Here is a 26,266-nt window from a genome sequence, read left to right on the forward strand (position 1 = left end):
ACCCGATCGTGGGAACGTCATGGGAGACGATTGCGACCTTCAGGGCAGATTGGCAGGGCGGCAGCACGACGCCGTCGCACAGGCTGAACGGAAGCTGAACAGATTGCAGCAGGATAGATTCCTCATGTTCCGGTTCACGAGATTGAAGGCGCACCAGCCCGCGCGGACCTTCCTGCTTGCGGCGGTGGCGCTGCTGACGGGATGCGGAGCGTCACGTCCGGGAGATCATCCGACAATCGTGCTGGACCACCTTCCCCCCGCGGGGGCTGGGGGATCCGAAGCCTTTGAGGCCATCTCCGGCAAGGTAATTGGCGCGGAGGCTGGGCAACAGATCGTCATCTACTCGCACTCTGGGGCCTGGTGGTGGGTGCAACCGTTTCGAAGCCGGCCTTTCACGGCGGTCGCGGCGGATGGAAGCTGGAAGACTCCGACCCATATTGGCAACGACTATGCGGCGCTGTTGGTCGATCCGAAGTTTCAGCCGCCTGTGAAGCTCGCGGCGCCGCCAACTGTTGGCAATGGCGTGCTGGCCGTAACCACGATGCGCGGTTCTTCCTCGGCACCCAGAGCTCCCAAACTACTTCGTTTCAGCGGTTATGACTGGAAGGTGCGCACGGCGCCGGTCGACCATAACGGCGAGCCAACGGAGTATGAACCGGCCAACGCGTGGGTGGATGGAAACGGTCACCTGCATCTTCTGATGGGGCAGGCGGATGGCCACTGGCGCTGTGCAGGCGTGAGCCTGACGCGAAGCCTGGGGTATGGCACCTACCGCTTCGTTGTGCAGGACAGCGCGATGTTGCCACCCTCAGCGGTGCTGGCGATGTTTACGCGCGATGATCGCGAGGAGCAGGACTCTCATACCGGGCTGGATGTCGAGTTGAGTCAGTGGGGCAAGCCGAAGGGGCGCAACGCGGACTACGTGGTGCAGCCGTACTACATTCCCGAGAACACAACTCACTTCACCGTGCCGCCGGGGCCGGTGACATATGTGGTGAACTGGGAGCCCGGCTCGGCTACGTTCCGCGCATTGGCGGGTGTGACAGCCACGTCGCATGGACGGCAGATGATGGAGCGTGTCTTCAAATCGGGCATACCCATTCCAGCAGCGGAGAAGGTACACCTGGACCTCTATGACTTCTTCCACTCGCAGAGTGGCCTGCAGCATCCCGTCGAGGTTGTGATTGAGCGGTTTGAGTATCTTCCGTGAGCTGCGATGGTTGCGATGCCTCTTGTGCCAGGGGCATTGGCTCGCCCTCGCGTGCCTGATCGGCTCACCGTGCCTTGCACTTGATCCCGGGCGAAGCATGGCGCAGTACACTCACGACTTCTGGGGGAGTGAACAGGGGTTTCCGGGGGCGGCGGTGTTTGCCATCGCGCAGTCCGGCGATGGTTACATGTGGTTCGGCACCGAGCGCGGACTGGTGCGCTTCGATGGCTTCGAGTTCACGCTGGTCGATGTACCGCAGAAGGGGCACGCACCGCTGGGCGCTGTGCGTGGGCTGGTCTGCGATCGTCACGGAGACATGTGGATCCGCCTGGACGGTTCGCGCCTGATGCGATATCACGCCGGTACGTTTGAGAACGTGCTCGAGCGCTACAGCATGTCCGAGGTCGTGTTTACCTCGATGACTCTTGGCCGAGATGGAGAGGTGCTGTTGTGGGGGCCTCGCAACAGCACTGTTCGCTTTCGCAACGGCGGCTTCGAGCGTTTGTCCCCTCGCGAGCGAACGGACGGCATCGTGGTCTCAGAGCTTGAGGCGGCGGACGGCACGGTGTGGCTTGGCACGCGGGACCAGGGGCTCTATCATTTCGGCCCGGACGGGCTGCTTTCGTCGAACCCGGATTCGAGCACCAACAGTGTCAATGCACTGGCTTCGGCCGAAGATGGTGGCATTCTGCTGGGTACGGACAACGGCATGATGCTGTGGAAGAACGGTCAGCTGGAGCGCGTCCCCCTGATGGTGGGCCATGGAAGCGCGCCTGTGCAGGTGCGTGCTCTTACGAAGGACCGGGAACAGAACTTATGGGTCGCTACCGATCATGGCCTGCTTCGGCGGGACCGCGCAGGGCAGGTGACATCAGTATCGTTTCCCGCAGGCGACGCGGCAGAGGTCTCCGCCGTCTACGAAGACCATGACGGCGATATCTGGTTTGCCGGCCCGAGCGGCGTAGAGCGTCTCCGCGACGGGATGTTTACATCGTTTCGATTTGCGGACCTTCATATCCAGGGTCACGGCGGTCCGATCTTCGTCGATGCCGAGGGCCGGACCTGGTTCGCCCCGGCGTCTGGCGGACTGTACACGATGCAGAACGGCAAAGTGGCGCGGGTCTCCGTCGACGGATTGGATCACGATGTCGTGTATTCCATGAGCGGCGGCGGCGGTGAGGTGTGGCTCGGCCGCCAGCAGGGTGGGCTTACCGAGTTGGTGCGCCGCGGCGACGCATGGGAGGCGAAGTCGTGGCTCGAACGCGATGGCCTGCCGCAGAACAGCGTGTACACGGTTCATCGGGCGAAGGACGGAAGTGTGTGGGCCGGGACCGTCAGCGCCGGTCTGGCGCTGCTTCGGAACGGAAAGGTCACGACCTATTCGGTGGCGAACGGGTTAGACTCCAACGCGGTCTTCTCGGCGACCGAAGGCGCGGACGGAACGATGTGGTTCACTTCGCCGAATGGGCTGGTCTGCTTTCGTGATGGCGTGTTCCGCACCTATGTAGCAGGAACGGAGCCTTTGTCGCCGAACGTTCGTACTGCTTTTGAGGATCGCGAACACACGTTGTGGGTAGGCACCTCGCGTGGAATTGGCTGGTTCAGCAATGGCCGCGTCAACGTTCCGACGACGTTGCCACTTCCGCTGAACGAAGCGGTGATCGGGATCGCGCAGGATGAGCGGGGCTTCCTGTGGATTGCGACGACGGAGCACATCCTGCGGGTGAACCGCGAGCGCTTGCTGAGCGGCAGTCTTTCGGACGCAGAGGTGGCGAGCTTCGGTTCGACGGATGGGCTCAGTGAGGTTGAGGGTGTGCGTCGCGATCGCTCGGTGGTGTCGGATGCCCATGGTCACGTGTGGCTGTCGCTCGCGAACTCAATCGCAGTTGCCGATGTCGAGAGCGCGGTTGGTTACATTGGGCCAACCGGTGTGCGCATTGAATCGATCGCTTCTTCAGGTCCACCGTTGCCCATGGGTGGACTTCTCACCTTGCCTTCGGGCACTCACAGCCTCACGATCCGTTACTCCGGCACGAACATGGCTGTGCCACAACGTACCCGGTTTCGGTATCGCCTGGATGGCTCCGACCAGGGATGGAGCAGCGATACGTCTCTGCGGGAGGTTGTGTACACCAACCTGACGGCAGGCAGCTACGTCCTTCGCATCATGGCGTCGAATGGGCTTGGAGAGTGGACGGGCGAGGAGACGACCCTGCACGTTCGCATCCAGCCTGCGTTCTGGCAGACGTGGTACTTCAGGCTGTTCGCAGTCATGGTGGTGTTTGCCGCGGCCGCCGGTCTGCATCGCCTGCGCACGACGCAGCTCACGGAGCGGTTGAATATCCGCTTCCGCGATCGCCTGGCGGAGCGCACACGCATCGCGCAGGACCTGCACGACACGTTGCTGCAAGGCGTTTTGAGTGCTTCCATGCAGCTTAATCTTGCGCATGACCGCATACCCGACGAGGTTGCGGCCAAGCCCATGCTGAGCCGTGTGCTGCACCTGATGCGGCAGGTGAGCGACGAGGGGCGGAGAGCCGTGTGCGGTCTGCGCGCGCCGGAGACCACGGTGCGGCTCGAGGAGGCGTTCTCGACGCTTGCATTCGATCTGCATGCAGACGAGAGCCTGGTGTATCGCGTCTTTGTGCAAGGGGAGACGCTGCCAGTCGTCTCGGTGGCGCGGGACGAGATCTTTCGTATTGGCCGGGAGGCTGTGGTCAACGCCTTCCGGCATGCGATGGCGCACAACGTCACGGTTGAACTTGAGTATGCGCGCAGGTCCTTTCGTATGGTGATCCGCGATGATGGCAGTGGCATTGAGCCGGTGGTCCTGAAGCACGGCCGCGATGGTCACTGGGGGCTTGCGGGGATGCGCGAACGCGCGAGCTCCATCGGCTCAGAGCTGCGAATCTGTAGCCGCGTGGGAGAAGGGACCGCAGTGTATCTCACTGTTCCTGGAAGCGTGGCGTATGCAGATCGTGGCCGCCGACGTTGGAAGACATCCTGGCAAAGACTGCAGTCGCTTTTTCATGATCGAGAGAGCACGGAGGAGACACTATGAGCAATGAGCCGGTCCGGATCCGCGTTTTGTGTGTCGACGACCACCCGCTGATGCGAGAGGGCATCGCGGCCGTAGTGCGCAATGAGCCGGACCTGATGCTGGTGGCCGAGGCCACGACCGGCCGCGAGGCGATCGCCGCCTTTCGTGCGCATCGTCCTGACATTACGTTGATGGATCTTCGCCTGCCGGACATCAGCGGCATCGATGTCGTGCGAGAGATTCGCGCCGACTTCCCCGATGCCCGCATCGTGATGCTCACAACCTTCGATGGCGACGCGGAGATTCAGCGTTCGCTTGAGGCTGGAGCCCAGGGCTACATGCTCAAGAACATGCCGCCGAAGGAGCTGGTGGAGATGGTGCGCAAGGTGCACCAGGGACGGCGCTACGTTCCCAAAGAAGTTGCAGCGCAGCTGGCCGAGCACCTCGGCGAAGAGGCGTTGAGCAAACGCGAGATCGAGGTGCTGGAAAAGATTGCAGACGGCAATCGCAACAGCGACATTGCGGCACTCCTTTTCATCAGCGAAGAGACCGTCAAAGGCCACGTCAAGCACGTGATGGAGAAGCTCGGCGCCAGCGATCGCACCGCTGCTGTCTCCATCGGTCTAAGGCGCGGCATTATTCGACTGTAGGGACGATGCGATGTGCAGCGGACACCAGAGCACATCGCGAGGGTCTTTGCGTCCCCCGTTCTAGGTGTTGCGATGACCCCCTCCGGAAGCGCTGAAAATGCCCTAGAAGCCGGGGCGCGCCGTTCGCCAGAGGAGCCGATAGTACATCAGGGGTTGATATCCGGGATCTCGCAACCTGCGCAGCTGTAAGGGGCGATACCTGGTCATCTCTGACGTTCGTGGTGTGTCAGAAAGGGCCGCTTCCTCGAGGGCTCTCTGCGGATACAACTCAGACTTTGCTATCGGGCACGTCTACAGGAGCGCCGCGCACTGCGTCGATCAGCTTCTTTCAGGGCAGGCCTCATGAGTTCGCAACCAGGGTTGTTGCAAACTGCGTGGGCATGCCTGCCGCGATTGTCCCTTTGCGAAGGACGCAGTGAGGGATCAATTGCTTCAAAGTTAGTAACAACGGGGAATCGCATGTCCGGCAATGACTTTCTGCCGGCCGACTAAGGAGAATTTATGTCGAAGTTATCGAATAAGATGGCTCTTGTAACAGGGGCCTCGCGCGGTATCGGCGCAGCGATTGCAAAGCAGCTCGCAGCAGCTGGAGCCAATGTTGCTATTACCTATGCACGCGATGCGAAGTCAGCAGGCGAAGTGGTGAAGGCCATCGAGGCCTTCGGCGTGAAGGCGCTTGCGATCCAGGCGGATGCTGCGAACGTCGAGGCGATGAAGGCCGCGGTCGACAAGGTTGCCGCAGCCTTCGGACGCATTGATGTGCTCGTGAACAATGCGGGGACTGCGATCCCGAAGCCGTTTGAAGAGGCGACGATAGAAGAGATGCAGCAGGTGATTGGCCTGAACATTCTCGGTGTCTTCGTTGCGACGCAGGCAGCGTTGAAGCACATGCCTAAGGGCGGCCGCATCATCTCCATTGGCTCCTGCGTGGGCGAGCGTAACTTCACGCCTGGCCTCGCTGCTTATGCGGCCACCAAGGGTGCGGTGAAGATGTTCACGCAGAGCCTTGCGCGCGAGGTCGGCTCGCGCGCGATCACGGTAAATAATGTGCAGCCCGGGCCCATCGACACCGATCTTAATCCTGCGGCAGGAGACTGGGCGACGCCGCAGATCGCCAACACCTCGCTGGGCCGGTACGGCCATGTCGATGAGGTCGCCGCACTCGTCGTGTTTGTTGCGAGCCCCGAGGCTTCCTACATCACGGGAGCCAACCTCACGGTGGACGGTGGCACCAACGCGTAAGTCTGGATGCAGGGAGGAAGTATGAAGCAGCTGGAAGGTAAGACAGCACTGGTTACAGGTGCGTCCCGGGGGATCGGGCGCGCCATCTCCCTTGCGCTGGCCGCGGCGGGCGCAAAGGTGCTGGTGCACTATGGCAGGTCGGTAGAAGAGGCGGAGTCGCTCGTCGAAGCGATCCGCAAAGATGGCGGCGAAGCAGAGTCGCTGGGCGCGGATCTCTCGGCACCGGAGTCAGCAGGCGCGATTGCTGAGAGGGTTCGTCAGCTAGTGGGTGCGAAGCTCGACGTCCTCGTGTTGAACGCGGGCGTCAGTAAAGCCGCGACGCTTGCAGCTTATAGCACCGCTGATCTCGATACGCTGTTTGAAACCAATGTGCGTGGGCCGTTCTTCCTCGTTCAGCAGCTCGTTTCATTACTTGGGGAAGGCTCGAACATTATTGCGGTGACGTCCGTCGTTGCACGTGAGGTTGTCGGCAAGCCGGGTGTCGAGAACCCGAGCATCATGGCATACGCATCCACCAAGGGTGCGCTGGAGACGCTTGTGAAGTACTGGGCCGCGATGCTTGGGCCGAGTGGGGTTCGCGTCAATGCGGTGGCTCCAGGTGTGATCGATACTGACATGTCGAACTTTACAAAGACCGAGGCTGGCCGTGAGACAGCGCTGGCGATGCAGGCGCTGAAGAGGATCGGCAAGCCGGAAGATGTCGCGGATGTTGTGGCGTTTCTCGCATCCGACGCGGCCCGTTGGATTACGGGAGCGAGCATTCCGGTGGACGGGGGATCGAAGCTTTGAGCGCAGATACGCAGCCCACGGAGAAGTTCATTCCGGCAAAGGTGATCAAGGTTCCCGGGCCTGATCACCCGATCACAGTTACTCCAGCAGACGCGCGGGTGCGTGTGACCGTGTCAGGACAAGTCGTTGCGGATTCGAGGCAGGCTCTGCGTCTTGAAGAGAAGGGGTATCCAGCGGTCTTCTATGTTCCGCGCGCCGACGCAGACATGTCGCTCCTGGTGCGAACGACGCACTACACCTACTGTCCGTATAAGGGAGACTGCACTTACTTCAGCATTCCGATCGGTGGCGCGAAGTCTGAGTTCGCGGTGTGGAGTTATGAGCACCCTTACGACGCTGTCGCTGAGATTCGCGATTACCTGGCGTTTTATCCCTCACGGGTCGATTCGTTGGAAGTGTTACCACTGTTTTCCGAGCCAGTCGCGGAGGTTGAACCTTGATGATGAAGTTGCACGTGAGGAGCTCGCTGCTTCCGGTTCTCGGGATGGTGTTGTGCCTTGCGCTGACGGCGCGTGCACAACAGGCGCCAGCGCTGGCTGTGACGATCAACGTCGACGCCGCTCGCGACACGCTTGCGGCGTTGCAGAACGATTCGCTCACGCATGACGAAGCTCTGCGGATCGCGAATCTGCAGGGCAATCAAGGCATCCTTCGCAAGCTGCACGAGTTCAAGATCACATCGACGACGGATGATTTCGCGAATGCACTTTACAAACTGGCGCGTCACGAGGCCGTCACCAAACCCGAGGAGACTTCGGTACTGCTTGGGCTGGTGCAGCCTAACGTCGAGAAGCTGAAGCAGCTGCTCGCGCAGATGCAGGCCAATCCGGAGAACTTTCAGAACGCAATCAAGCAACGGATCGCGCAGTTCTCGCTTCCTGACTCAAAGCTTTCCCTGCAGGGATATGTTGTTGCCGGCGGGGATGGTGGAGGTTATGCGTTTGGCAGCACGGATTTCTACCTGAATATTGGAATCATCGACGACCTGGTGTTGGCGCGAAGTGTGACGACGCACGAGATGTATCACGCGGTGCAAGGGGCATATGCGAATGACCGCGAGGTAAAGTTTGCGGGGCCGGAGACCTCTCGAACCGTCGCCTGCAAGCAGGTCGAGCAGCTGTTTGCGAATCTGTATGAAGAAGGTTCCGCTGTTGTTGTTGCAGATCCTGCGTTGATTCCACAATCTCACTCTGCGGCCGCTGCGCGCATGCTGGCGGACACCGATGACGGCATGAAGCATCTGGGCACGAGTGCAACGTTATTGGAGATGTCGGTGATCTCGCTCGAGGCCGAGAAGCCAATGGCCTATGACGATGTCTACGGAGTCGGGTTTCTTGGGCATGGGGTGCTCTACAACATCGGGTATGCGATGGCGCAGAGCATTGTGGATATCGATGGTCCCGCAGGGTTGGCGAAGTATCTGAAGGAGCCACCGTACCGCTTTGTGCTGCGGTATACGGAGCTTCCGTTGTATGGGAAGGACCGTGGCCATCCGGCGCTTGGTGAGCACACGCTGGCGGCTGCGCATCGCCTGGCGATGGGCTGCCGTTGAGCTGAGATTTGCCGAAGCTTGCGGCATCGACGAATAGCACAACCGATCGAGTCCGAGACGAAGAGGAACGCATGGCGACGAGCACGTCGGAGGAAAAGAAGGCATTCGTATTGAAGGCCTTCGACACGCTGTTCAATCAACGGGACTATGAAGCCGCGGAGGCGTACTGGTCGCCACTCTACATCCAGCACAGTGCACATATCGAGCCTGGCCGCGAGGGGCTGTTCGATCTCATCCGCAGCCTGCCGCCAACGTTGCGGTACGAGAACCAGCTGATCGTGGCGGAGGGAGATTATGTCATCGCGCACGGGCGCTTTTCAGGATTTGGTGCGCCGGCTGCGTGGGTCGCCGCAGACATTCTCCGGTTCGAGGAGGGCGTGTTGAAGGAGCATTGGGATGTGCTGCAGGATGAAGCTACCGAGGAGCAGTCGAAGAGTAAGTTGCCGATGTTCGGCAAGGCTTTTCCCCGCGCGTAGATGGCTCATCGGTGGGCGCGGGGGAACGCAGGAGCCTTCAGGAATCGTTAAGGTTTCGGGGGCTACACTGCTCGCGGAGAATCCCTCATGCGATCTGCAACCGTTCTCGCCGCGGCGCTTTTGTTGGCTTGCGCTTCTTCCGCTGTCTCCCAGGTGGATGGTCCTTACAAGGTGCTCAAGTCCGCGCGGGTGGGCGGAGAGGGCGGCTGGGACTACATCTATGCCGATGCAGCGGGTCGCAGGTTGTATATCCCCCGGGGAGCGGTGAAGGCCGTTCCTGCGACAGACAGCAAGCCTGCCGTTGATGCGGTCGACGCGCGGCTCACCATCTTCGATCTCGACACGCTGAAGCCAGTGGGAGAGATCGCTGGTGTGGGCGGTAATGGTGCGGTGGTCGATCCTGCATCACATCATGGTTTCACCAGCGACCACCCGCAGGTGTCGATGTTCGATACCGTGACGATGAAGCTGATCAAGAAGATCGATGTTGGCGCGGCGCGGCCGGACGGCATCTACTTCGATCCTTTCAATGAGCGGGTGTACGTCTTCAGCCATCCCACGAAGGACGCGACGGTGATCGACGCGAAGGACGGCACGGTGTTGGGCACGATCGATCTGGGCGGCGTGCCTGAGGAGGGCGTGGGTGACGGCAAGGGCATGCTGTACGTGGTGATGCAGGACGCGGTCGGCGGCGTCGCCGTGGTTGATGTGAAGGCGATGAAGACCGTCACGCACTACAGCTTTGTCGATAAGGGCGGCTGCAATGGGCTGGCTCTTGACGCAAAAAACTCTGTGCTGTTCGCGGCCTGCAGCCGTGCGGGCACTCCGCCGGCTCCTCAGCCGACGATGGTCGTGATGAGCGCGAAGGATGGCAAGATCCTCACCACGCTGCCGATCGCCGGCGGGTCAGACGGCGCGACTTTCAATGCCAAGACGATGGAGGCCTTCAGCACGCAGGGCAATGGGACGATGTCCATCATTCACGAAAAAAGCCCTGGGGTATTCGAATCGGAGCAGACGCTGCAGACGATGAATGGCGCTCGGACCGTGACGTTCGACAGCAAGACCGGCCACCTGTTCACTATGTCCCAGGAGCGTGGGCCGGTGCCTGAGGGAGCTCCTGCGGGGCCTGGGGGGCGACCGGCTCAAGGGCCGATCGTTCCGGGGTCGTTCACGATCCTGATGGTGGGCCGCTAGGGCGAGGGGGCTCGCCGCTCGGCAGTGTGACGACGAAGGTGGTGCGGAACGGGCTGGCTTCAGGGGCTGCGGCGGGCAGGCTAGACGTCGCGCGGATGGTGCCACCAACCTTCTGCACGAGTTCGCGGGTTACCCAGAGGCCGATGCCGGTTCCGGTCTCCTGCTTGGTGGTGAAGAAGGGCTCGAAGATGCGGTCGAGGTGATCGGGAGCGATGCCTGAACCTGTGTCGCGGACGGTGATGGTGACGTTGTCGCCTTCGCGCTGGAGGCTGACCTCGACGGTGCCTTCCTGCCCTTGAAGGGCATCGCACGCGTTGGAGAGCAGGTTGGTGAGGATCTGACGCAGCTCGTCGGTGGGGACTTGCACCATGGCGTGGTCCGGTGACACAAGCCGGATGACTCCTCCGCGCGAAGCACAACGGCTCTGGAACATGGCAACGGCGTTGATGGTCACAGGGACCGCGTCAATCGGGCCTGCGTCGGTGCGTGTCCGCGCGAAGGAAAGGGTGTGGCGGGCGATGCTCTCGAGCCTCCGGAGCTCGCCGTCGGCGGCTTCGAGGTAGGCGCGGAGCTCGCTCGACAGGTTGTCTTCCGAGGCCATCAGGAAGTGGAGGTTTGTCAGCGCCTCGAGCGGGTTGTTGATCTCATGCGCGACGGTTGCGGAGAGCCTGCCGATGGCGGCCAACTTCTCGGCGCGCAGCAGCGCATCTTCGACTTTCTTTCGACTGGAGATATCGAGGACCAGACCACTCCATTGCGTTGTGCCGGGCGCGAGAGTTCCTTGAGCTTCCAGCCAGCGCAGATCGCCGGAGGGGATCCTGATGCGGAACTCGGCGCGGAAGGGCAGGCTGAAGCGATGCGCCGTTACGACCTCGTGGATGAGGGGTCGGCGATCCTCGGGCTCGACCAGCGCGAGCAGCTCTTCGATGGTCCAGCTCTCTGCGGGAGGGAGGCCGAAGATCTCGACTGCGCCGGTGGCCCAGCGCACTTTGCTATCGCCGTGCATGAAGCTCCAGGCGGCGGAGTTACTGGCGCGCTGTGCCTGGGCGAGCATAGCTGTGCTTTCGCGGAGGGTGCTGAGGGCTCCGCGCAGCTTGAGTCCGGTGACGCGCTGCCGCTCGCAGAACAGGACGATGACCGTCCCGGCGAACACTGCGACCGCCAGCCGAATCAGGGCGCCGGGCGCGTACGGGGAAGAGCTGCCGGGCAGCAGGAAGCGGACGTAGAGGATTCCAGCTGTAGCGCCGACCGAGGCGAAACCGGGTCCCAGGCCGAACTCGGTAGTGATGATCGCGGCGACTGCGAAGCTGAGCGCAAGAGGCGTTCCGCGCAGAGCGTAAACACGCATGCTGAGTTCGACCGTGAACCACGCACAGGCGAGTGCACACACGTAACCGAGCGACGTCTTCACTCGCTGGGAGCGTGCGATCCACGACCTCAGTTGTGTGGCTGAAGCCACGTGTCCTCTGACCGGCCAGACCGAGGCAAGCCGAAATGTGAAATGAGTGCTGGCCTATCTTCACACGTATGGATTGCGTTCGGGTGGAAGATGCAGAAGAACATCTGCCTGACCGTAACGCCGAACCTGCCAGTCAAGTGCCCTGGCTGCGATACGCAGGCAAAATGGGAGGGCTGCGTCGGGCTGGCGGGGCACGCTGACTATCCGCGGCGAAGCGTCAGGAGCGTGACTTCTGGCGGCGCGTTCAAGCGAAGTGGCAGATGGATCGTGCCGAGTCCGCGATTCACATACATGGTGAAGCCTTCGAGACCGAAGCCTCCATGGAGGAACCGCTCGCCCTGAAAGGAGGCGAAGTTCTTCGTGATCCCGGGGAGGTTTACCTGCCCGCCATGCGTGTGGCCGGAGAGGAACAGGTCGCAACGCAAGTTGGAGCGCTCGATGCTTCCAGTCATCTTGATGGCGTAACTTGGCTCATGGCCGAGAAGGATCACCGGCTGGTTGGGGGATGTCTTTGGCAGAGCTTTATCTTCTTCCGGGAGGTCGATCAGGCTGTCGGCGATACCGCCAATCCAGAAGGTGTCGCCGCCCTTCCTGATGTTCAGGGCGGCATTGCGGAGCAGCGTGATGCCGTTAGCCTTGAGGGCATCGGAGACAGCCCGTGGAGCGATCATGTCGTGATTTCCATAGCTGGCGAATCGCAACGGTGCCTGGATGGCGCGGAAGTGATCGGCGCACTTGTGTGCGGCCTGTACATTGGCACGTGCGTTGTCGTAGTTGGAGGTGATGAAGTCGCCGGTGAGAGCGACCATGTCAGGTTTCAGAGCATTGGTGACTTCGATTGCGTGAGAGAGCAACACACTTTCGTCATGCACACCAAAGTGAAAGTCGCTGAGCTGTGCGATGGTGAAGCCCACGAAGGAGTCCGGCAGATCCGGAATAAAGATGTCCTGATGAAGGGTGGTCAGGTGATGGCGGCCATGCGTATACGCGTCTATCAGAGGCAACGATGCGGCAGCTGCGGCGCCTGCGCCAAGCGCGAGAAACTTCCTTCGTGAGAGATCCATGTGTCTACTCATCATAGAGAATGTGCCGAAAACATTCGATGAACTGCGCGACGGGGTGCGGCAACGGATAGGACATTGAATGCAGGCAAGCATGCTCCTGGCCTCGCGCAGGCCTGCGTTACGCTAATGGGGACAGCCAATTGAGGGGAATCGGCAACTGCTGGCATGAAGAAAAGCTCCATGACAACTGCGACCACGTCGGCTGTGGACCCGGTACGGGGACTTGGCTACCGTGCGGATGTGGATGGGCTGCGCGGTGTCGCGATTCTTCTTGTGCTGCTGTTCCATGCTGGAATTCCGTGGATTCGAGGCGGCTATAGCGGCGTCGATATCTTCTTCGTCATCTCTGGTTTCCTGATTGGCTTTCAGGTGGCACGGGAGCTTCGCGATCAGCGGTTTGCTCTGCTGCCGTTTTATGAAAAGCGAGTGCGAAGGATTCTGCCCGCATTGTTTGCGGTCATAGCATTTACTCTTGCCGCCGGCGTTGTCCTGCTGGATGGGCGCGAGCTCCGTGTTCTTGGGCAACAGTCTGTAGCTGCCACCCTTTCGCTTTCGAACATCTTCTACTGGCTGGTCACGAGCTACTTCTCTCCTAACTCGCATCTACAGCCGTTGCTGATGACGTGGTCGCTGGGCATTGAGGTGCAGTTCTATCTCCTGTTGCCGCTGCTGGCGCTCTTTGTGGGCCGATGGTCAAAGCGAAGTTTTCCGATTGTCCTTGCTGTGTCGCTCCTCCTGTCCCTGGCGTACAGCACAGTTGCCATGCATCGCGGATGGGCTGGAGGTTTCTATCTGCTGCAAAGCCGGTGGTGGGAGCTCGCTGCAGGCGCGGTGCTTGGATCGAGCGAATCGAACGCCTCCGCCCCCCTGCCCGTCGCTCATGGTTGGGTTGCGGAGGTACTGGGCCTCGTTGGACTGTCGGGTGTGCTTCTTTGCGTGGGGCTTCCTCAACCGGGTGTGCGCTTTCCTGTGCCTCCGACGTTGATCCCCGTAGCAGCGGCTGTCCTTCTATGCGTGAGCTCGACTAGCTGGGTCAATCGCAGACTGCTGGCATCGCCGCTCTTATACGGCTTCGGCAGGCGTTCCTATTCGGTCTATCTCTGGCACTGGCCCTTGCTAAGCCTGGGGACGATCTGTGGTGCGGCGTACCTCGCGCCACGGGGGCGCGTGGTTCTGCTGGCTGCGGCTCTGCTCCTGGCAGAGTTGAGTTATCGGTACATCGAGGTTCCCTTCCGAAGGCCTCGCAGCAAGGCGGCTGCGCTTCGCGCCATAGGGGCTGCGGGCATCGCTCTATTGGTTGTTGCTGGTGCCTTTGTCGTTACGAGGGGCTTTCCGTCCCTTCGACCGAAGTCGGCGAAGATTGAAGGCCCACTTCACGATGGCGGCGTCGGGAGACATTGCCTGGTGCAGGAGGGATCGACGCTTGCCAGTGTCCCTGCGGGCTGCATCCTTCCTGGAGCTACAGTCGCGCTGATCGGAGACAGCCACGCCGCAGCCATTGCAGCGGCGCTGCTGGCGCAAAGCCCCAGGACGGCGATTTATAACAAGGTATCGTGCGCGCCTCTGCTGGGGGCTGCTCTCCGAAGCTACGGTCCCGATACCTGTTCGGATTTCATGCGTGCAGCCGTAGAGCATCTAAAGGTTGATAAGCAGATTCGCACGGTAGTGATTGCGGGATATTGGATCAACCCCTGGTACGACGCGGCCCATGAAGCTCGCTATGTGCGCAGCGACCGCTTCGGCGAACCGATTCCTGCATCGCAGAGTTGGGACAATCTTCGTTATGGCATCGAGACGATATCCACGGAGTTACGCTCCGCAGGGAAGAATGTAGTGCTCGTCGACGATGTGCCTATGTTGCGCTACGACCCTCTTCTCCTGGCTGTTGGCGACACCCTTCCGGTTCGCGCGACACTGGGACGTTGGCTTGCCGGCGCGCCTTCGTCGGGAGCCAGCGAGCAGCACGTTCGCACCGCCAATGAGCGACGGATGCGGTTGATGCTGGATGAGATCGCTGCGTCCAATGGCAGTCGTGTTGTGAGCCTCTATGACGCATTGTGCGACGGGATGAACTGTCGCGTGCTCCTGGATGGAGCGCCGTTGTTCGCAGATACACAACACCTGAGTCCTTTGGGTGCGGATGTGGCTCTGGCGTCGAGCGGACTTTCGTTGACATCGCCAGGCCCTTCCGCGGCCGTGGACGGCAGCGACACACCGAGGGGGCAACATGAGTGAGAGCCGGCTTCCTTCGGTACGCGGCGATGAGTTGCGGCCAGCGGTATTTCTCGATCGCGACGGTGTGCTGGTGGCCAACGTCTTCTATGCCGATTCGAATCTGTGGGAGGCGCCGCGCACCCCCGATCGATGCGGTGTTTATCCCTGGGTGCCGGAAGCTCTGCGCATGCTGCGCGACGCTGGCTATGCGCTGATCGTGATCTCGAACCAGCCCAATCTGGCGCTGGGAAAGAGCACGAGAGCTGAGCTCGACCATACGCACCAGGTTCTGGTGCATACCCTCGAGAAGCAGGGCATCGATCTTACCGCGAGCTACTACTGTTATCACCATCCGCGAGCTCAGGATGCGTCGATGCGCATATGCGTGTGTCGCAAGCCTTCCCCGCAGATGGTGCGGGATGCGGCCTCGGCGCATGGAATCGATCTTTCCAGCTCGTGGATGATCGGAGATCGGGACACCGACATCGAATGCGGCTGCCGCGCTGGTGTGCGCACGATTCGCGTCTCGCCGGACCATTCCGCGGACAAGGAAGCGGAGGTGGCCCGGTTTCCGCCCGATCTTCGTGCAAAGAATCTCCTGGCAGCGGCGCAGTTGATCTTGAACGTGCCGCCCGCTGATGACGAGGGGCGGTAGAGAGCAGTGGGAGCTTACTTCGCTGTCGTGGACTCCCATTTGGTCTCAGCCTGTTTGAGAGACGGGTGCATCACGAGGGCGTGCCACACGACGGCCTGGAAGGCTTCGGCGTGGGGAGTGACCAGGTCCGGTGACGTTGTGGGGATGATGACACATGCATCGGCGCGCCGCGCGGTATAGCCGCCATCGCGGCCCACGATGCCGAGCACGCGGGCGCCCGCGCTCTTTGCCACATCGATCGCCTTCACGAGATTGGTGCTGATGTTCTTCTCCGCATTGCCGCCACCGACGCTGAAGATCATCACCGCATCGGTGGAACGGATGCGGCTGCCGCGCAGCCATTCGGAGAAGGTGGTGTCCCAGCCTTCATCGTTGGTGCGCGCCGTCAGCTCCGAGACGTTGTCGGTGGGAGCGTAGCATTCGATCCCGCAGATCTTGCGGAAGTCGTTGACGGCGTGGCTCGCATTGGCGGCGCTGCCACCGACGCCGAGCAGGAAGAGGCGTCCGCCCTGCTCGCGGGCGCTGGCGAGATGTCCGGCAATGTCGCCAATGGCATCGAGATCGAGCTGGCTGGCGATGGCAATCACTTCGGAAAAGTAACGCTGCAGGAATGCGTCCATCAGCCGTCTCTCGATTCGGGGCGGTGGTTCCGCGTACTCAAACTATAAGAGATTCTTTGGCCGATGGCGTATTGCGGCCCATCCTCAGCGTTTCTTTGGTGATATACATCGCCTGCGCGGGCGTGCACCCACGGAGTCTGGGGCTCAACGGGTGCGTTGATGTGACTATCGTTGTCGCACGATGCGTGAATCTCTTGCGGGAATGGTGTCGTTCGATAAACTTGATCCAGTTACCGCACCGATGCGGCCTTCGGGCGCGTTCCTTTGCCCGCGCGTCTTTGCTCGCAGGACCCAGCACGAGGAGGGATTGTTTGACAGCTTCAGCTTCCCCGGACCTCGTGGTGGTGACGGGCGCCGGGCGTGGGATCGGCCATGCCATTGCGATGGATCAAGGGAAACGCGCGCACGTGCTTTGCCTCAGCCGATCGGGCCGCGCGGTTGAGACCGCTGAGGCTATCCGAGTGGACGGCGGCTCCGCGGACGCCCTGGTGGTCGACCTCGAACGTCCTGAGGAATCGGAGGCGACGTTGACCGAGTGGCTTCGTGGGAAGCCCTTCAGCAGGATTGCTGCGGTGTTTGCTGCGGGCGTTCTGGGGCCGGAGGGTCCGCTGGAAGCCTCCTCCATCGCTGCGTGGGAGACTACCTTCCGCGCGAATGTCTTCGGCAACCTGGCTATCGCAAAGGCAATCCTTCCGAAGCAGCGCGCCAACAGCTTTGGCCGGTTACTGTTCTTTGGCGGCGGAGGCGCGGCCTATGCGTATCCGGCGTTTCCGGCCTATGCGGCTTCCAAAGCTGCGCTGGTGCGGATCGTCGAAAACCTGCATGAGGACCTGAAGGACGCCGGGGACTTCGCGACGGCGATCCTCGCTCCGGGAGCGATCGAGACCGATATGCTTGCGCGGGTTCGCGAGACAGGCGCGGAGATCCGGACGACGGTTGGTATCGAGGAGCCTGTTGCTTTTGCGCGCGCCTTCCTCGCCGCGGAAAGCTGTGGGTTTTCGGGAAGATTTGTCCATGTTCGCGACCGCTGGCCAGAGTATCTCAATGGCGGAGAGCCTCTCGATGCAAACCTCTGGAAGCTAAGGCGGGTGGAGTGAAACGTGTTGCGGTCATTGGAGCGGGGCTAATCGGCAAAGAGCGGCTGGATGCAGTCGCAGCGTTGCGACGTGCCGGTCGCGATGTCGGGCTCGTTGGCATCTTTGACGCCGATCTGGTGACATGTCAGGCCGCGGCGGAGAAGTATGCGACGACGGCGCTCAGCTCGGTCGAGGCGGTGATCGCTACCCGCGCAGACTGGACCATGATCGCGCTCCCACATGACATTGCTGTGACGGTGGCCGAGCAGGTGCTGCGGTCTGGTGGACGTGTGCTGCTGGAGAAGCCCATGGGCCGCGATCTGGTTGAGGCTCAGCGCCTTCTGGAGCTCGGTGGTGACAGGCTGAAGATCGGCTTCAACTATCGGTTCTATCGCGGCATTGAGAAGGCTGTGGCTGACGTGCAGTCGGGCCGGCTGGGGAAGATCGTCTCCATCGAGTTTGAGCTGGGACATGGCTGCGCGCCGGGGCAGGAGAAGACCTGGAAGCTCAACGCGGAGCGGGCCGGAGGCGGCTGTCTGATCGACCCCGGAGTCCATCTTCTCGACCTTTGTCTGCGGCTTGCTCCGGATGGGCTCAAGCCCATCGGAGGAGCCTCATGGAGCGGCTTCTGGAATACCGGCATTGAGGAAGAGGTCTCGCTGATTCTCGATGCAGGTGCGTTCTGCATGAAGGTGCGGGTCTCCGTCGTTGCGTGGAGAAGCACGTTTCATATGCGTATCAACGGTACGGAGGGCTATGCGACGGTGAGCGGACGCAATCGCAGCTATGGACCGCAGACGTACGTCGTCGGCAAGCGTTGGGGATGGCGCGATGCTCCGAGCCAGGTGGCCTCTGAGGTGATGGAGGTCAACGATGATGGGCTTGACGTCTTTGAACGGGAGACCGAGGCTTTGCTCTTTCCTGAAGATTCTCGATCTGCGTGGCCGGCCATTGCTACGGCCGCAGAGGGCTTTGCCGTGATGAAGCTTCTCGACGATGTTCGCGCGACATTGAATCTTCGTCGGGGTTATTAGGAACTGTCCAACCGGATGAATGTTTTGTGCGAGAGGGGCTGCATGCAAGGCAGCTCAAATCGATGAACATGCATCACACGGTTTTACCGGTTATCAATATCCATCTGTTTCGGGCCCCGTTACGTATACTCGAAGTACTTCGCTCAAATTTCCGTAGTATCCGTCACCGAATCGAACTCTTTTCTCTTGTCTATGGCGAGCCTTTCAGAACTGCGGGTTAAACTCTTCGCCGATGCGGCCGATCTGGCCAGCATCGAGCGGTACTGTGCCGATCAGAGAATTCAAGGATTCACCACGAACCCCACATTGATGCGTAAGGCGGGCGTGGTGGACTATGTGGGCTTCAGCCGCCGTGTGCTCGAGCTTGTGCCGGAGTTGCCGGTCTCGTTCGAGGTATTCTCCGACGAGTTCCCGGAGATGGAGCGGCAGGCGCGTCTCATCGCGGCCTGGGGCCATAACGTCTACGTCAAGATTCCGATCACAAACGTGCATGGAGAATCTTCCATGCATGTCGTCCGCACACTGGCTGATGCCGGAGTTGCGGTGAACGTGACCGCGATCATGACGCTCGATCAAGTAGAGGCTGTACGCAGCGCTCTGTTACCGGAGGTGCCCGCCATTGTGTCGATCTTCGCGGGGCGCATCGCGGACACCGGGGTCGATCCCATGCCGATCATGCGCGAGGCTCACGCGATGCTGGCTGAGTTACCGCGCGCGGAGACGCTCTGGGCGAGTCCACGGGAGCTGCTGAATCTCTTCCAGGCAGATGCCTGCGGCACCGACATCATTACGGCAACGCCCGAGGTGCTTGGCAAGATGGCTTCGGTAGGCAAGGACCTGGCGCAGTTCTCGCTTGAGACCGTAGAGATGTTTCATCACGATGCCGCTGTCGCCGGGTATAGCCTGTAGCGTCGAAGATTGACCAACAACCAATGTGGAGTACGCCAGTGGCCGAGAGGCTTGATCGACGGTATGCGATTGTGGGTGGGGCCGGCTTCATCGGGAGCCACTTTCTCGACGCACTCCTCGGAAACAGCAAGACGGATCGTGTCACGATCTTCGATAACTTCAGCTCAGGCCGGGAGTGGCACTTTGAGCATCACCGCAGCGATCCTCGCTTTCACATCGTGCGCGGGGATGTTTCAGACCTTGCCGCGTTGACGGAGGCCCTGGCTGGACATGACGTAGTCATCCACCTGGCGTCCAATCCGGACATTGCACGAGCTGCGACCGAGCCTGAGATCGACTTCTACCAGGGGACGGTGCTGACCAACAACGTGGTGGAGGCGATGCGCCGGGCCGGTGTGCCCCGCCTGCTGTATGCCTCCGGCTCAGGCGTCTATGGCGACCTGGGGCAGCAGGAGGCGACTGAAGATCATGGCCCCATGATCCCCGCTTCGACCTACGGCGCCAGCAAGCTTTCGGGCGAAGCGTTGATCACGAGCTATTGCTACATGTTCGGCCTGACAGCGTGTGCTTTTCGCTTCGGCAATGTTGTCGGCCCGCGGCAGACACACGGTGTGGGCTTCGACTTTGTGCGCCGGCTTGCGCAGGATTCCTCGCGGTTGCGCATTCTCGGCGACGGCCAGCAGAGCAAGTCATACATCCATGTCTCCGATGTAGTGGCGGCGGTGCTGCACGCCAACAAGGTTTCGGAGCTTCCGTTTCAGCCGTTCAATGTGGCGACTGGCGATTACATTACCGTGACGGAGATCGCGGAGCTGGCCGCCGAGGTGATGGAGCTGCCGGTGCTGCCGATCTTCGAGTACACGGGAGGCGATCGTGGCTGGAAGGGCGATGTCCCCGTGGTCCGCTTGAATACAGATCGCATCCGCTCGACCGGCTGGCGCTGCCAGTTGAATACCCGCGCGGCGCTGAAACGTTCGCTCGAAGAGCTGGCGCGGGAGGAGCGCATCCGTGCCTGAGGCGGAGCTACCTCCGATTGCGATTCTGTGCGGAGGTCTGGCGACACGCCTCGGCGCGTTGACGGCGGGTGTACCGAAGTCGCTGCTGCCTATAGCAGGCGAGCCCTTCCTCGCGCATCAGCTGCGGCTGCTGGCTGCCAGCGGGTTCAGGGAGGTCGTGTTGCTCTGCGGTCACCTCAGCGAGCCTATCCGAGCGTTTGCTGGTGACGGATCAAGCTTCGGCTGCCACGTCCGCTACTCGGAGGACGGCCCGGTACTGCTGGGTACCGGAGGCGCGGTGCGGAAGGCGCTGCCGCTGCTCGGAGAGCGCTTTGTGCTGCTGTATGGCGACAGCTACTGCGTGGCAGACTACCGGGCGATTGATCGCGCGTTTGTCGCGTCGATGAAGCTCAGCCTGATGACCGTCTTCCGCAATAGAAACCAGTTCGATCGCAGCAATGTCGAGTATGCGGATGGCATGATCCTGCGCTACGATAAGCGGTCTTCCGACGACCGGCTGGAGTACATCGACTACGGTGTGAATGCCTTTCGTGCGGAGGCCTTCGCTGGATGGGAAGAGGGGCCGTTCGATCTCTCGGCGCTGCAGGCGGATCTTCTGCATCGTGGGGAGCTTGCAGGGTACGAGGTTCCGGAGAGGTTCTACGAGATCGGCTCCGTGGCGGGCATTGAGAGCACGGAAGAGCTTCTGCGCAGCCGAGCTGGAACGCGTGAACCGTTGATTGCGAGGAACGACTGATGATCATCACACGCACACCGCTGCGCATCTCCCTTGGCGGCGGCGGAACGGATCTGCCTTCGTACTACCGTCAGTTTGGCGGCTTTGTGCTGTCTGCGGCGATCAACAAGTACATCTACATCGCTGTGAACCGTCCATTCTTCTCGGGGTACTGGCTCAAATACTCGGAGGTGGAGCACGCGGCCAGTGTCGATGAGATTCGGCACCGGTTGATCCGCGAAGCTCTGAAGCTGTACCCCGTCGATGGTCCCTTCGAGATGACGAGTATGGCCGATGTGCCCGGCGGGACGGGGCTCGGCTCCTCGGGAACGTTTGCGGTGGGGCTGGTGCACGCGATTCTTGCATACAACTTCCGCATGGCCGATGCGGAGCTGCTCGCGCGGTCTGCGATTGAGATTGAGATGGAGCGGCTCAATGATCCGGTAGGCAAGCAGGACCAGTACATCGCCGCGTATGGTGGCCTGCTGTGCCAGGAGTATCACCAGGACGATACGGTGACGGTGTCGCACCTCAACGTGTCGCAGAGTGCCATCCACGAGCTGCGGGACTCGCTGATGTTGTTCTTTGTCGGCAATACGCGGACGGCCTCGACGCTTCTGGACGAGCAGCGGAAGGAGTCAGAGCAGGGCGGCAAGGACATGCTCGACAGCCTGCATTTCGCCAAGCAGAGTGGCTTCGAGATCCGAGACCTGCTGCAGACCGGAAGGGTCCTGGAGTATGGCTCGCTTCTGCATGAGCACTGGATGCGCAAGCGCTCGCGCTCGAAGGGTATGAGCAATCCCGTGATCGATGAACTCTATGAGATTGGCAGAAGCAAGGGCGGGGCACTGGGCGGCAAGCTCGTGGGAGCCGGTGGCGGTGGCTTCCTGCTGTTCCAGACGGAAGATCGCCGCAGACTCCGGAAGGCGATGGCCGATGCCGGGGCGGATGAGATGGACTTCTCGTTCGACTTCGATGGCTCCGTGGTTCTGGTGCGCAATCGCGGGTAAGAGTGAGCTGTCTTAGCGAGCCGTCAGTACGCGCTCGTAGGCGTTCTCAAGCTGCACGTTGAGCTTCCGAATGTCGAAGCGCTCTGCCGTCCAGGTGCGTGCGCGTGCGCTGAAGCGGCTCCATAGCTCATCGTTGCTCAACAGCTCCACCATCGCATCCGCGAGTGCGGGGATATCCTTCTCGGGTGCGAGAAGGCCGGTCTCACCTTGCAGCACGGCCTCGCCGATTCCTGCAGTGGCGAAGCTGACGGCGGGCGTGCCCATACCATGGGCTTCGACGAAGACGGCGGGCTGGCCTTCAGTGTTGCCATCGCTGGCAGTGATGCTGGGCATGCAGAACAAGCGCGCACGCGCCAGCCAGTCGATGACATCGTTGCCGGGCTCTGGATTTAGTAAAGGGCCAAGGAAGCTGGCACGCACGCCAAGCTCCTTCGCAAGGGCTTCGAGCTCTTCGCGGAGTGGCCCTTGTCCGATGATGGCAAGCTCGATGTCGGGGCACCGTTCGGCAGCGCTCGCAGCAGCGCGCAGCAGGTAGGCACAGCCTTTCTTCTCGACGAGGCGGCCGATGTACACGATGAGGTTGCGATTCCGCTCGACCTCGGGCCGATCGAACTTGCTCATCTCATGGCCTGAGTAGAGTGTCTCCATCTTGGCGGCGGGGAAGCCGCGCTCCCGGGCGCGCTGCTGGATGTAATCGCAGCTCGTGAAGAAGTGCGCGGTGCGCTCGTACAGCTCATCGCGTTGACGGAGATAGATGCGGCCATCCGCATCCTTCGCGAGCTGTTCGTCGCGGATGGTGACGTCGTACCCATGCAGGGTCGTGACCAGGGGAATCTGCAGCTCGTGTGCGATCCGCATGGCAGTGACGGCGTCGAGAGCGAAGTGCGCGTGAATCAGCGCTGGCTCCAGCCGGGCGAGCTCCCGAAGAAAGCGGCGTCCGCCGATGCCATATTCCTTGTAGGCGCGACGGCGCAGGCGTGAAGGCAGAGACTGATCGTGGGTGAGCAGGACTGGAGGTTTGCTCAGGTTCAAGGGAAGGGAGTCGCGGCGGGTGGGGAAGATGCCTGCGAAGGCTGCCTGATAACGTTGCAGCGCAGCCGCCTGCGTGCGAATGAACGTCGCACTGAAGGGCAGCAGCTCATTGTGGTAGACAAGAACGGTGGGGGCAGTGTGCATGGCTTTGTGGTCCTGGCCGGCGCCATGCTGCACGCCGTCGGCAACTTGATTGTAGAGGACTGCCCGGGCTCCAACGTTGTTTCGCGAGGTCTCGCTTTGCTGGTCTGCGTCTCGAAGAACGATCGCGCTGAGCCTCTGTTTCGCGCCGTTGCGGCGCTGGTGCCGGGAGCGATGCAGCTGGGACGCATCACTCCATCCAAGGCAACGAAGTTGCTTGGAGCGATTACCTCCATCTCGCCGAACATGGCGCAGACTCGGTCCGACATGGAGTTCTCTCCCGCGGTGGCTCTTGCAGCGCAGCGCTTGACGGAGCAGAAGATCAGCAGCCTGAGAGGTGTCACGCATGTGCTGCAATGGGGCGCGATGTACGCTCCGGTGCGAGATGCGCGAACGATCTCGTATTCCATCGTGACGGATGGACCGTTCGATCCGGATGATGCTTCTTATCCCGTCGAGTGGAAGCCTCGGCGATGGGCGGCGGAGTATTTTGCGCGACAGCGCACGATTTATCGCGAGGCCACGCTGGTGTTCGCGCTGTCGGAGTGGGCACGGCGGAAGCTGCTTGCGTTGCATGATCTCGAGCCGCAGCGTGTGGTGCGCATCGGCTGGGGGCCGATGTTCGATGCCGCACCGTCGCAGCCAGGTGACGATTCAGCCGCTCCGAAGAAGCTGTTTGTGAGCATCGGCAATGAGTGGCAGCGCAAGGGGATGGACCTCGTTGCACGCGCGGGAGCGCGGCTGCATGCGGAAGATGGGGAAGTCCAGGCAGTCGTGACTGGCGATCCAGAGGGCCTGACACTGGAGCCTGCGGCAGGAGTAACGCTCTTGCCCCGCAGGCTTTCGCTGGATGAAGTCGAGTCGTTGCTGCGAAGCGCGCGGGCGCTGATCGTGGCGTCGCGTTTCGATGCCAGTCCGCACATCATCGTCGAGGCTCTGCAGCTCGGCGTGCCAGTGATTGGGAGTGATGTCTGCGGAATCCCGGAGGCGGTCCAGCCGCCCATTGGTGGACTGACGGTGCCACAGGGCAGCGACGATGAGCTGGTTGAAGCGATGCGATCGATCCTGGCGGGAGATGTGTCAACGCAAAGAGACGATGCGCTGAGAGCATACGCCGCGATGGGAGGTTGGCCGGCCGTAGCTTCGCGTGTGGTCGATGCCTTGCGCTCGAACGGTGTGCTTTGACGAGAGCAGGGTCGCGTGCGCAGTGGTTCCAAAGATAGAGTGAGGACGTGAAGCCTTCGCCCATCGTCTCGGTTGTGATTCCTACTCGCGGCAGACCGGAGACGGTGTGCGTCGCGGTAAGAAGCGCGCTTGCGCAGAGCTTCGAGTCACTCGAAGTGCTGGTGGTGATCGACGGCGAGGATGGAGAGACTGAAGCTGCCCTGGCACGGATTGACGATGCGCGGCTGAAGGTGTTGTCTCTGCCGGAGCCGATGGGAGCTGCTGCGGCGCGCAATGGGGGCGTTCGTGCAGCGCGTGGTCCGTGGATCGCGTTCCTCGACGATGATGACGAGTGGCTGCCCGAGAAGCTTGCCCTGCAGCTCGATGCGGCACGTGGGAGCGATGCGGCTTTGCCTGTTGTCTGCGGATCGTACTGGGCGAGGCAGGATGGGCGCGATGCACTGTGGGGCCGGCGCAGGCCTGGGCCTGACGAGCCCATCTCCGAGTACATGTTCTGCCGCCGCAGCCTTACCTATGGGGAGAACGCTCTGGCGACGTCCGTCTTGCTGGTTCCGCGTGAGTTGATGGAGAGGGTGCCCTTCGACGCTGCGCTGCGCCGCCACCAGGACTGGGACTGGGCGCTGCGGGCGCTTGCTCTCCCTGAAGCGGGGCTGGTCTACCTCGAACTGCCCACCTCGATCTACAACATGGCCGAAGGCACAGGACGCATCAGCGCGGCGCCGGACTGGCAGGCGAGTCTCGCCTGGGTGGAGCAGCGTCGCCCGCTGCTGACGCGCCGCGCGTTCGCGGGCTTCCTCGCGACGGAATGTGTCACGCGCGCGGTGCAGGCCAAGGCGGGCCGGAAGGTCGTGTCGGGGCTGCTGCGCAGGATGTTCTCGGAGGGGGAACCGGACCTGCGAGCGATTGCGATGGTGGCGAGTGTGCTGCTGCTGCCGCCGGGGCTGCGATCGAAGCTCCGTGATGCGGTGCGCTTCATGCGAAGCTGAGTGGGGCCAATGCGCAGCGAGGCTGGCGCTGGTGTGGTGCGAGTCCCATCGAGTATCCTTACGACGATCCACCGCATGACCGGCGCGGACGTTGGGTGACTTCGAGTCACCTCACTGAGCTCCTCCCAGAGCTACGACTTGGGACAACAGGCGACGCGAGATCCTGAGAGCCACATCCCCCGTTCGCGGGGCCCTGAGAGCGAGTCATCATGCCGAACAGCATCGTCCTTGTCGTTCCTTGTTACAACGAGGCGAAGCGTCTTGACGTGAAGGCGTTCACCGGGTTCCTGCAGGCACACTCCGAAGTGCGCATGGTCTTTGTGGACGACGGCAGCAAGGACAACACGCTGGCGGTGCTGGGCAGGCTTGCGGCCGAGTTTCCTGAGGTCGTCTTCGTAACGTCGATGCCGCAGAACGGCGGCAAGGCAGCAGCAGTCCGGCATGGGATGCAGTTCGCGCTCGAACTGCCAGGGGCTGAGATCATCGGGTACTGGGATGCCGACCTTGCCACGCCACTGGATGCGGCTCCGGAGATGGCGAAGGAGTTCGATCGCGGCCCGCAGATCGCGGTTGTCATGGGCGCGCGAGTGCGGCTGCTGGGCCGGGATATTCGTCGTAAGGCGCTTCGACACTACCTTGGACGGATCTTCGCGACGGCCGTGTCTACGATGCTCGATCTTCCCATCTACGACAGCCAGTGCGGCGCGAAGCTGTTTCGCGTCAATCCGGAGCTGCGGTCGATGCTGGAGCAGCCGTTCCTCTCGCGCTGGATCTTCGATGTGGAGATTCTGTATCGGCTGATGGTGCGGGATCCGCAGGGCTCACGTGGCCTCGAGCAGCGGCTGGTGGAGTACCCGTTGGCGTCCTGGCGCGATGTGGACGGTTCCAAGGTGAAGTCCAACGACTTTTTCAAGGCCGCGCTGGAGCTGTTCACGATCCACCGCTTTTATTACCGGCAGCGGCCCAGGTCCTGATGTCTTCGCATCTTTCGCCG

The 26,266-nt window shown here is 61.6% G+C and carries 24 protein-coding genes; 20 read left to right on the top strand and 4 right to left on the bottom strand.

Features of this window, described 5'->3' with window-relative positions:
* The first annotated feature begins 124 nt into the window (after positions 1 to 124).
* From C4S68_RS01410 to C4S68_RS01450, 9 genes are all read left to right on the top strand, one after another.
* A complete protein-coding gene (locus C4S68_RS01410; RefSeq protein ID WP_103931242.1) occupies positions 125 to 1,210 on the top strand; it encodes a glycoside hydrolase family 16 protein in 1,086 nt (361 codons plus the stop codon).
* Between the two features lie 97 nt (positions 1,211 to 1,307).
* Positions 1,308 to 4,271 (top strand): sensor histidine kinase, encoded by a 2,964-nt coding sequence (locus tag C4S68_RS01415; RefSeq protein WP_103931243.1) that lies wholly within the window; start codon positions 1,308 to 1,310, stop codon positions 4,269 to 4,271.
* Positions 4,268 to 4,900, top strand: coding sequence for a response regulator (locus C4S68_RS01420; RefSeq protein WP_103931244.1), 633 nt, complete (start codon positions 4,268 to 4,270; stop codon positions 4,898 to 4,900). Before C4S68_RS01415 ends, C4S68_RS01420 begins: the two co-directional genes overlap by 4 nt.
* Before the next feature lie 501 nt (positions 4,901 to 5,401).
* Complete coding sequence (locus C4S68_RS01425; protein WP_103931245.1) at positions 5,402 to 6,142, top strand: SDR family oxidoreductase; 741 nt, start codon at positions 5,402 to 5,404, stop codon at positions 6,140 to 6,142.
* Positions 6,143 to 6,163: 21 nt separating this feature from the next.
* On the top strand, positions 6,164 to 6,931 hold the full coding sequence (locus C4S68_RS01430; protein WP_103931246.1) for an SDR family NAD(P)-dependent oxidoreductase: 768 nt from the start codon (positions 6,164 to 6,166) through the stop codon (positions 6,929 to 6,931).
* On the top strand, positions 6,928 to 7,371 hold the full coding sequence (locus tag C4S68_RS01435; protein WP_235011281.1) for a DUF427 domain-containing protein: 444 nt from the start codon (positions 6,928 to 6,930) through the stop codon (positions 7,369 to 7,371). The genes C4S68_RS01430 and C4S68_RS01435 overlap by 4 nt, the downstream gene beginning before the upstream one ends.
* Positions 7,371 to 8,483, top strand: a complete 1,113-nt coding sequence (locus C4S68_RS01440; RefSeq protein WP_103931247.1) for a DUF5700 domain-containing putative Zn-dependent protease — start codon at positions 7,371 to 7,373, stop codon at positions 8,481 to 8,483. The genes C4S68_RS01435 and C4S68_RS01440 overlap by 1 nt, the downstream gene beginning before the upstream one ends.
* Before the next feature lie 71 nt (positions 8,484 to 8,554).
* Positions 8,555 to 8,959, top strand: a complete 405-nt coding sequence (locus C4S68_RS01445; RefSeq protein ID WP_103932108.1) for a nuclear transport factor 2 family protein — start codon at positions 8,555 to 8,557, stop codon at positions 8,957 to 8,959.
* An 87-nt stretch (positions 8,960 to 9,046) separates the two neighbouring features.
* Positions 9,047 to 10,156 (top strand): YncE family protein, encoded by a 1,110-nt coding sequence (locus tag C4S68_RS01450; protein ID WP_103931248.1) that lies wholly within the window; start codon positions 9,047 to 9,049, stop codon positions 10,154 to 10,156.
* On the opposite strand, the gene C4S68_RS01455 is transcribed toward C4S68_RS01450, so the two are convergent.
* Both C4S68_RS01455 and C4S68_RS01460 read right to left on the bottom strand, forming a co-directional pair.
* Positions 10,131 to 11,504 carry a sensor histidine kinase gene (locus C4S68_RS01455; RefSeq protein ID WP_146071969.1) on the bottom strand — a complete coding sequence of 458 codons (1,374 nt, stop codon included), beginning with the start codon at positions 11,502 to 11,504 and terminating at the stop codon, positions 10,131 to 10,133. The two genes, C4S68_RS01450 and C4S68_RS01455, sit on opposite strands and share 26 nt — an antisense overlap.
* A 311-nt stretch (positions 11,505 to 11,815) precedes the next feature.
* On the bottom strand, positions 11,816 to 12,679 hold the full coding sequence (locus tag C4S68_RS01460) for a metallophosphoesterase (RefSeq protein WP_160114944.1): 864 nt from the start codon (positions 12,677 to 12,679) through the stop codon (positions 11,816 to 11,818).
* A gap of 180 nt (positions 12,680 to 12,859) precedes the next feature.
* Here C4S68_RS01460 and C4S68_RS01465 point away from each other — a divergent pair, with 180 nt between their 5' ends.
* Positions 12,860 to 14,914, top strand: a complete 2,055-nt coding sequence (locus C4S68_RS01465) for an acyltransferase family protein (RefSeq protein ID WP_160114945.1) — start codon at positions 12,860 to 12,862, stop codon at positions 14,912 to 14,914.
* Entirely contained in the window at positions 14,907 to 15,548 is a 642-nt protein-coding gene (locus tag C4S68_RS01470) for a D-glycero-alpha-D-manno-heptose-1,7-bisphosphate 7-phosphatase (protein ID WP_103931252.1), read from the top strand. The genes C4S68_RS01465 and C4S68_RS01470 overlap by 8 nt, the downstream gene beginning before the upstream one ends.
* Positions 15,549 to 15,562: 14 nt before the next feature.
* Here the strand turns inward: C4S68_RS01470 and C4S68_RS01475 are convergent, their stop codons facing one another.
* Positions 15,563 to 16,168, bottom strand: a complete 606-nt coding sequence (locus C4S68_RS01475) for an SIS domain-containing protein (protein ID WP_103931253.1) — start codon at positions 16,166 to 16,168, stop codon at positions 15,563 to 15,565.
* A gap of 311 nt (positions 16,169 to 16,479) precedes the next feature.
* On the opposite strand from C4S68_RS01475, the gene C4S68_RS01480 reads away from it, so the two are divergent.
* From C4S68_RS01480 to C4S68_RS01505, 6 genes are all read left to right on the top strand, one after another.
* The gene (locus C4S68_RS01480; RefSeq protein ID WP_160114946.1) at positions 16,480 to 17,265 is read left to right on the top strand and encodes an SDR family oxidoreductase; all 786 of its coding nucleotides are present in this window, start codon (positions 16,480 to 16,482) and stop codon (positions 17,263 to 17,265) included.
* A complete protein-coding gene (locus tag C4S68_RS01485; protein WP_160114947.1) occupies positions 17,262 to 18,278 on the top strand; it encodes a Gfo/Idh/MocA family protein in 1,017 nt (338 codons plus the stop codon). The genes C4S68_RS01480 and C4S68_RS01485 overlap by 4 nt, the downstream gene beginning before the upstream one ends.
* 192 nt (positions 18,279 to 18,470) lie before the next feature.
* Positions 18,471 to 19,187, top strand: a complete 717-nt coding sequence (locus C4S68_RS01490; protein WP_103931255.1) for a transaldolase — start codon at positions 18,471 to 18,473, stop codon at positions 19,185 to 19,187.
* A 38-nt stretch (positions 19,188 to 19,225) separates the two neighbouring features.
* Entirely contained in the window at positions 19,226 to 20,203 is a 978-nt protein-coding gene (locus C4S68_RS01495; RefSeq protein ID WP_235011282.1) for an NAD-dependent epimerase/dehydratase family protein, read from the top strand.
* Positions 20,196 to 20,939: a sugar phosphate nucleotidyltransferase gene (locus tag C4S68_RS01500; protein WP_103931257.1), complete on the top strand. Its 744-nt coding sequence runs from the start codon at positions 20,196 to 20,198 to the stop codon at positions 20,937 to 20,939. Before C4S68_RS01495 ends, C4S68_RS01500 begins: the two co-directional genes overlap by 8 nt.
* A complete protein-coding gene (locus tag C4S68_RS01505; RefSeq protein ID WP_103931258.1) occupies positions 20,939 to 21,928 on the top strand; it encodes a GHMP family kinase ATP-binding protein in 990 nt (329 codons plus the stop codon). Before C4S68_RS01500 ends, C4S68_RS01505 begins: the two co-directional genes overlap by 1 nt.
* A gap of 12 nt (positions 21,929 to 21,940) precedes the next feature.
* Here the strand turns inward: C4S68_RS01505 and C4S68_RS22845 are convergent, their stop codons facing one another.
* Complete coding sequence (locus C4S68_RS22845; RefSeq protein ID WP_160114948.1) at positions 21,941 to 23,104, bottom strand: glycosyltransferase; 1,164 nt, start codon at positions 23,102 to 23,104, stop codon at positions 21,941 to 21,943.
* Between C4S68_RS22845 and C4S68_RS01520 the strand changes: the two genes are divergently transcribed.
* The 3 genes from C4S68_RS01520 to C4S68_RS01530 all read left to right on the top strand — a co-directional run bounded on the left by C4S68_RS01520 (position 23,072) and on the right by C4S68_RS01530 (position 26,246).
* On the top strand, positions 23,072 to 24,286 hold the full coding sequence (locus C4S68_RS01520) for a glycosyltransferase family 4 protein (protein WP_160114949.1): 1,215 nt from the start codon (positions 23,072 to 23,074) through the stop codon (positions 24,284 to 24,286). The two genes, C4S68_RS22845 and C4S68_RS01520, sit on opposite strands and share 33 nt — an antisense overlap.
* Positions 24,287 to 24,333: 47 nt before the next feature.
* Positions 24,334 to 25,272 (top strand): glycosyltransferase family 2 protein, encoded by a 939-nt coding sequence (locus tag C4S68_RS01525; RefSeq protein ID WP_103931261.1) that lies wholly within the window; start codon positions 24,334 to 24,336, stop codon positions 25,270 to 25,272.
* Positions 25,273 to 25,481: 209 nt separating this feature from the next.
* Positions 25,482 to 26,246: a glycosyltransferase gene (locus tag C4S68_RS01530; protein WP_103931262.1), complete on the top strand. Its 765-nt coding sequence runs from the start codon at positions 25,482 to 25,484 to the stop codon at positions 26,244 to 26,246.
* The last annotated feature ends 20 nt before the right edge of the window (positions 26,247 to 26,266 follow it).

Source organism: Bryocella elongata (assembly GCF_900108185.1).
GTDB classification, from domain to species: domain Bacteria; phylum Acidobacteriota; class Terriglobia; order Terriglobales; family Acidobacteriaceae; genus Granulicella; species Granulicella elongata.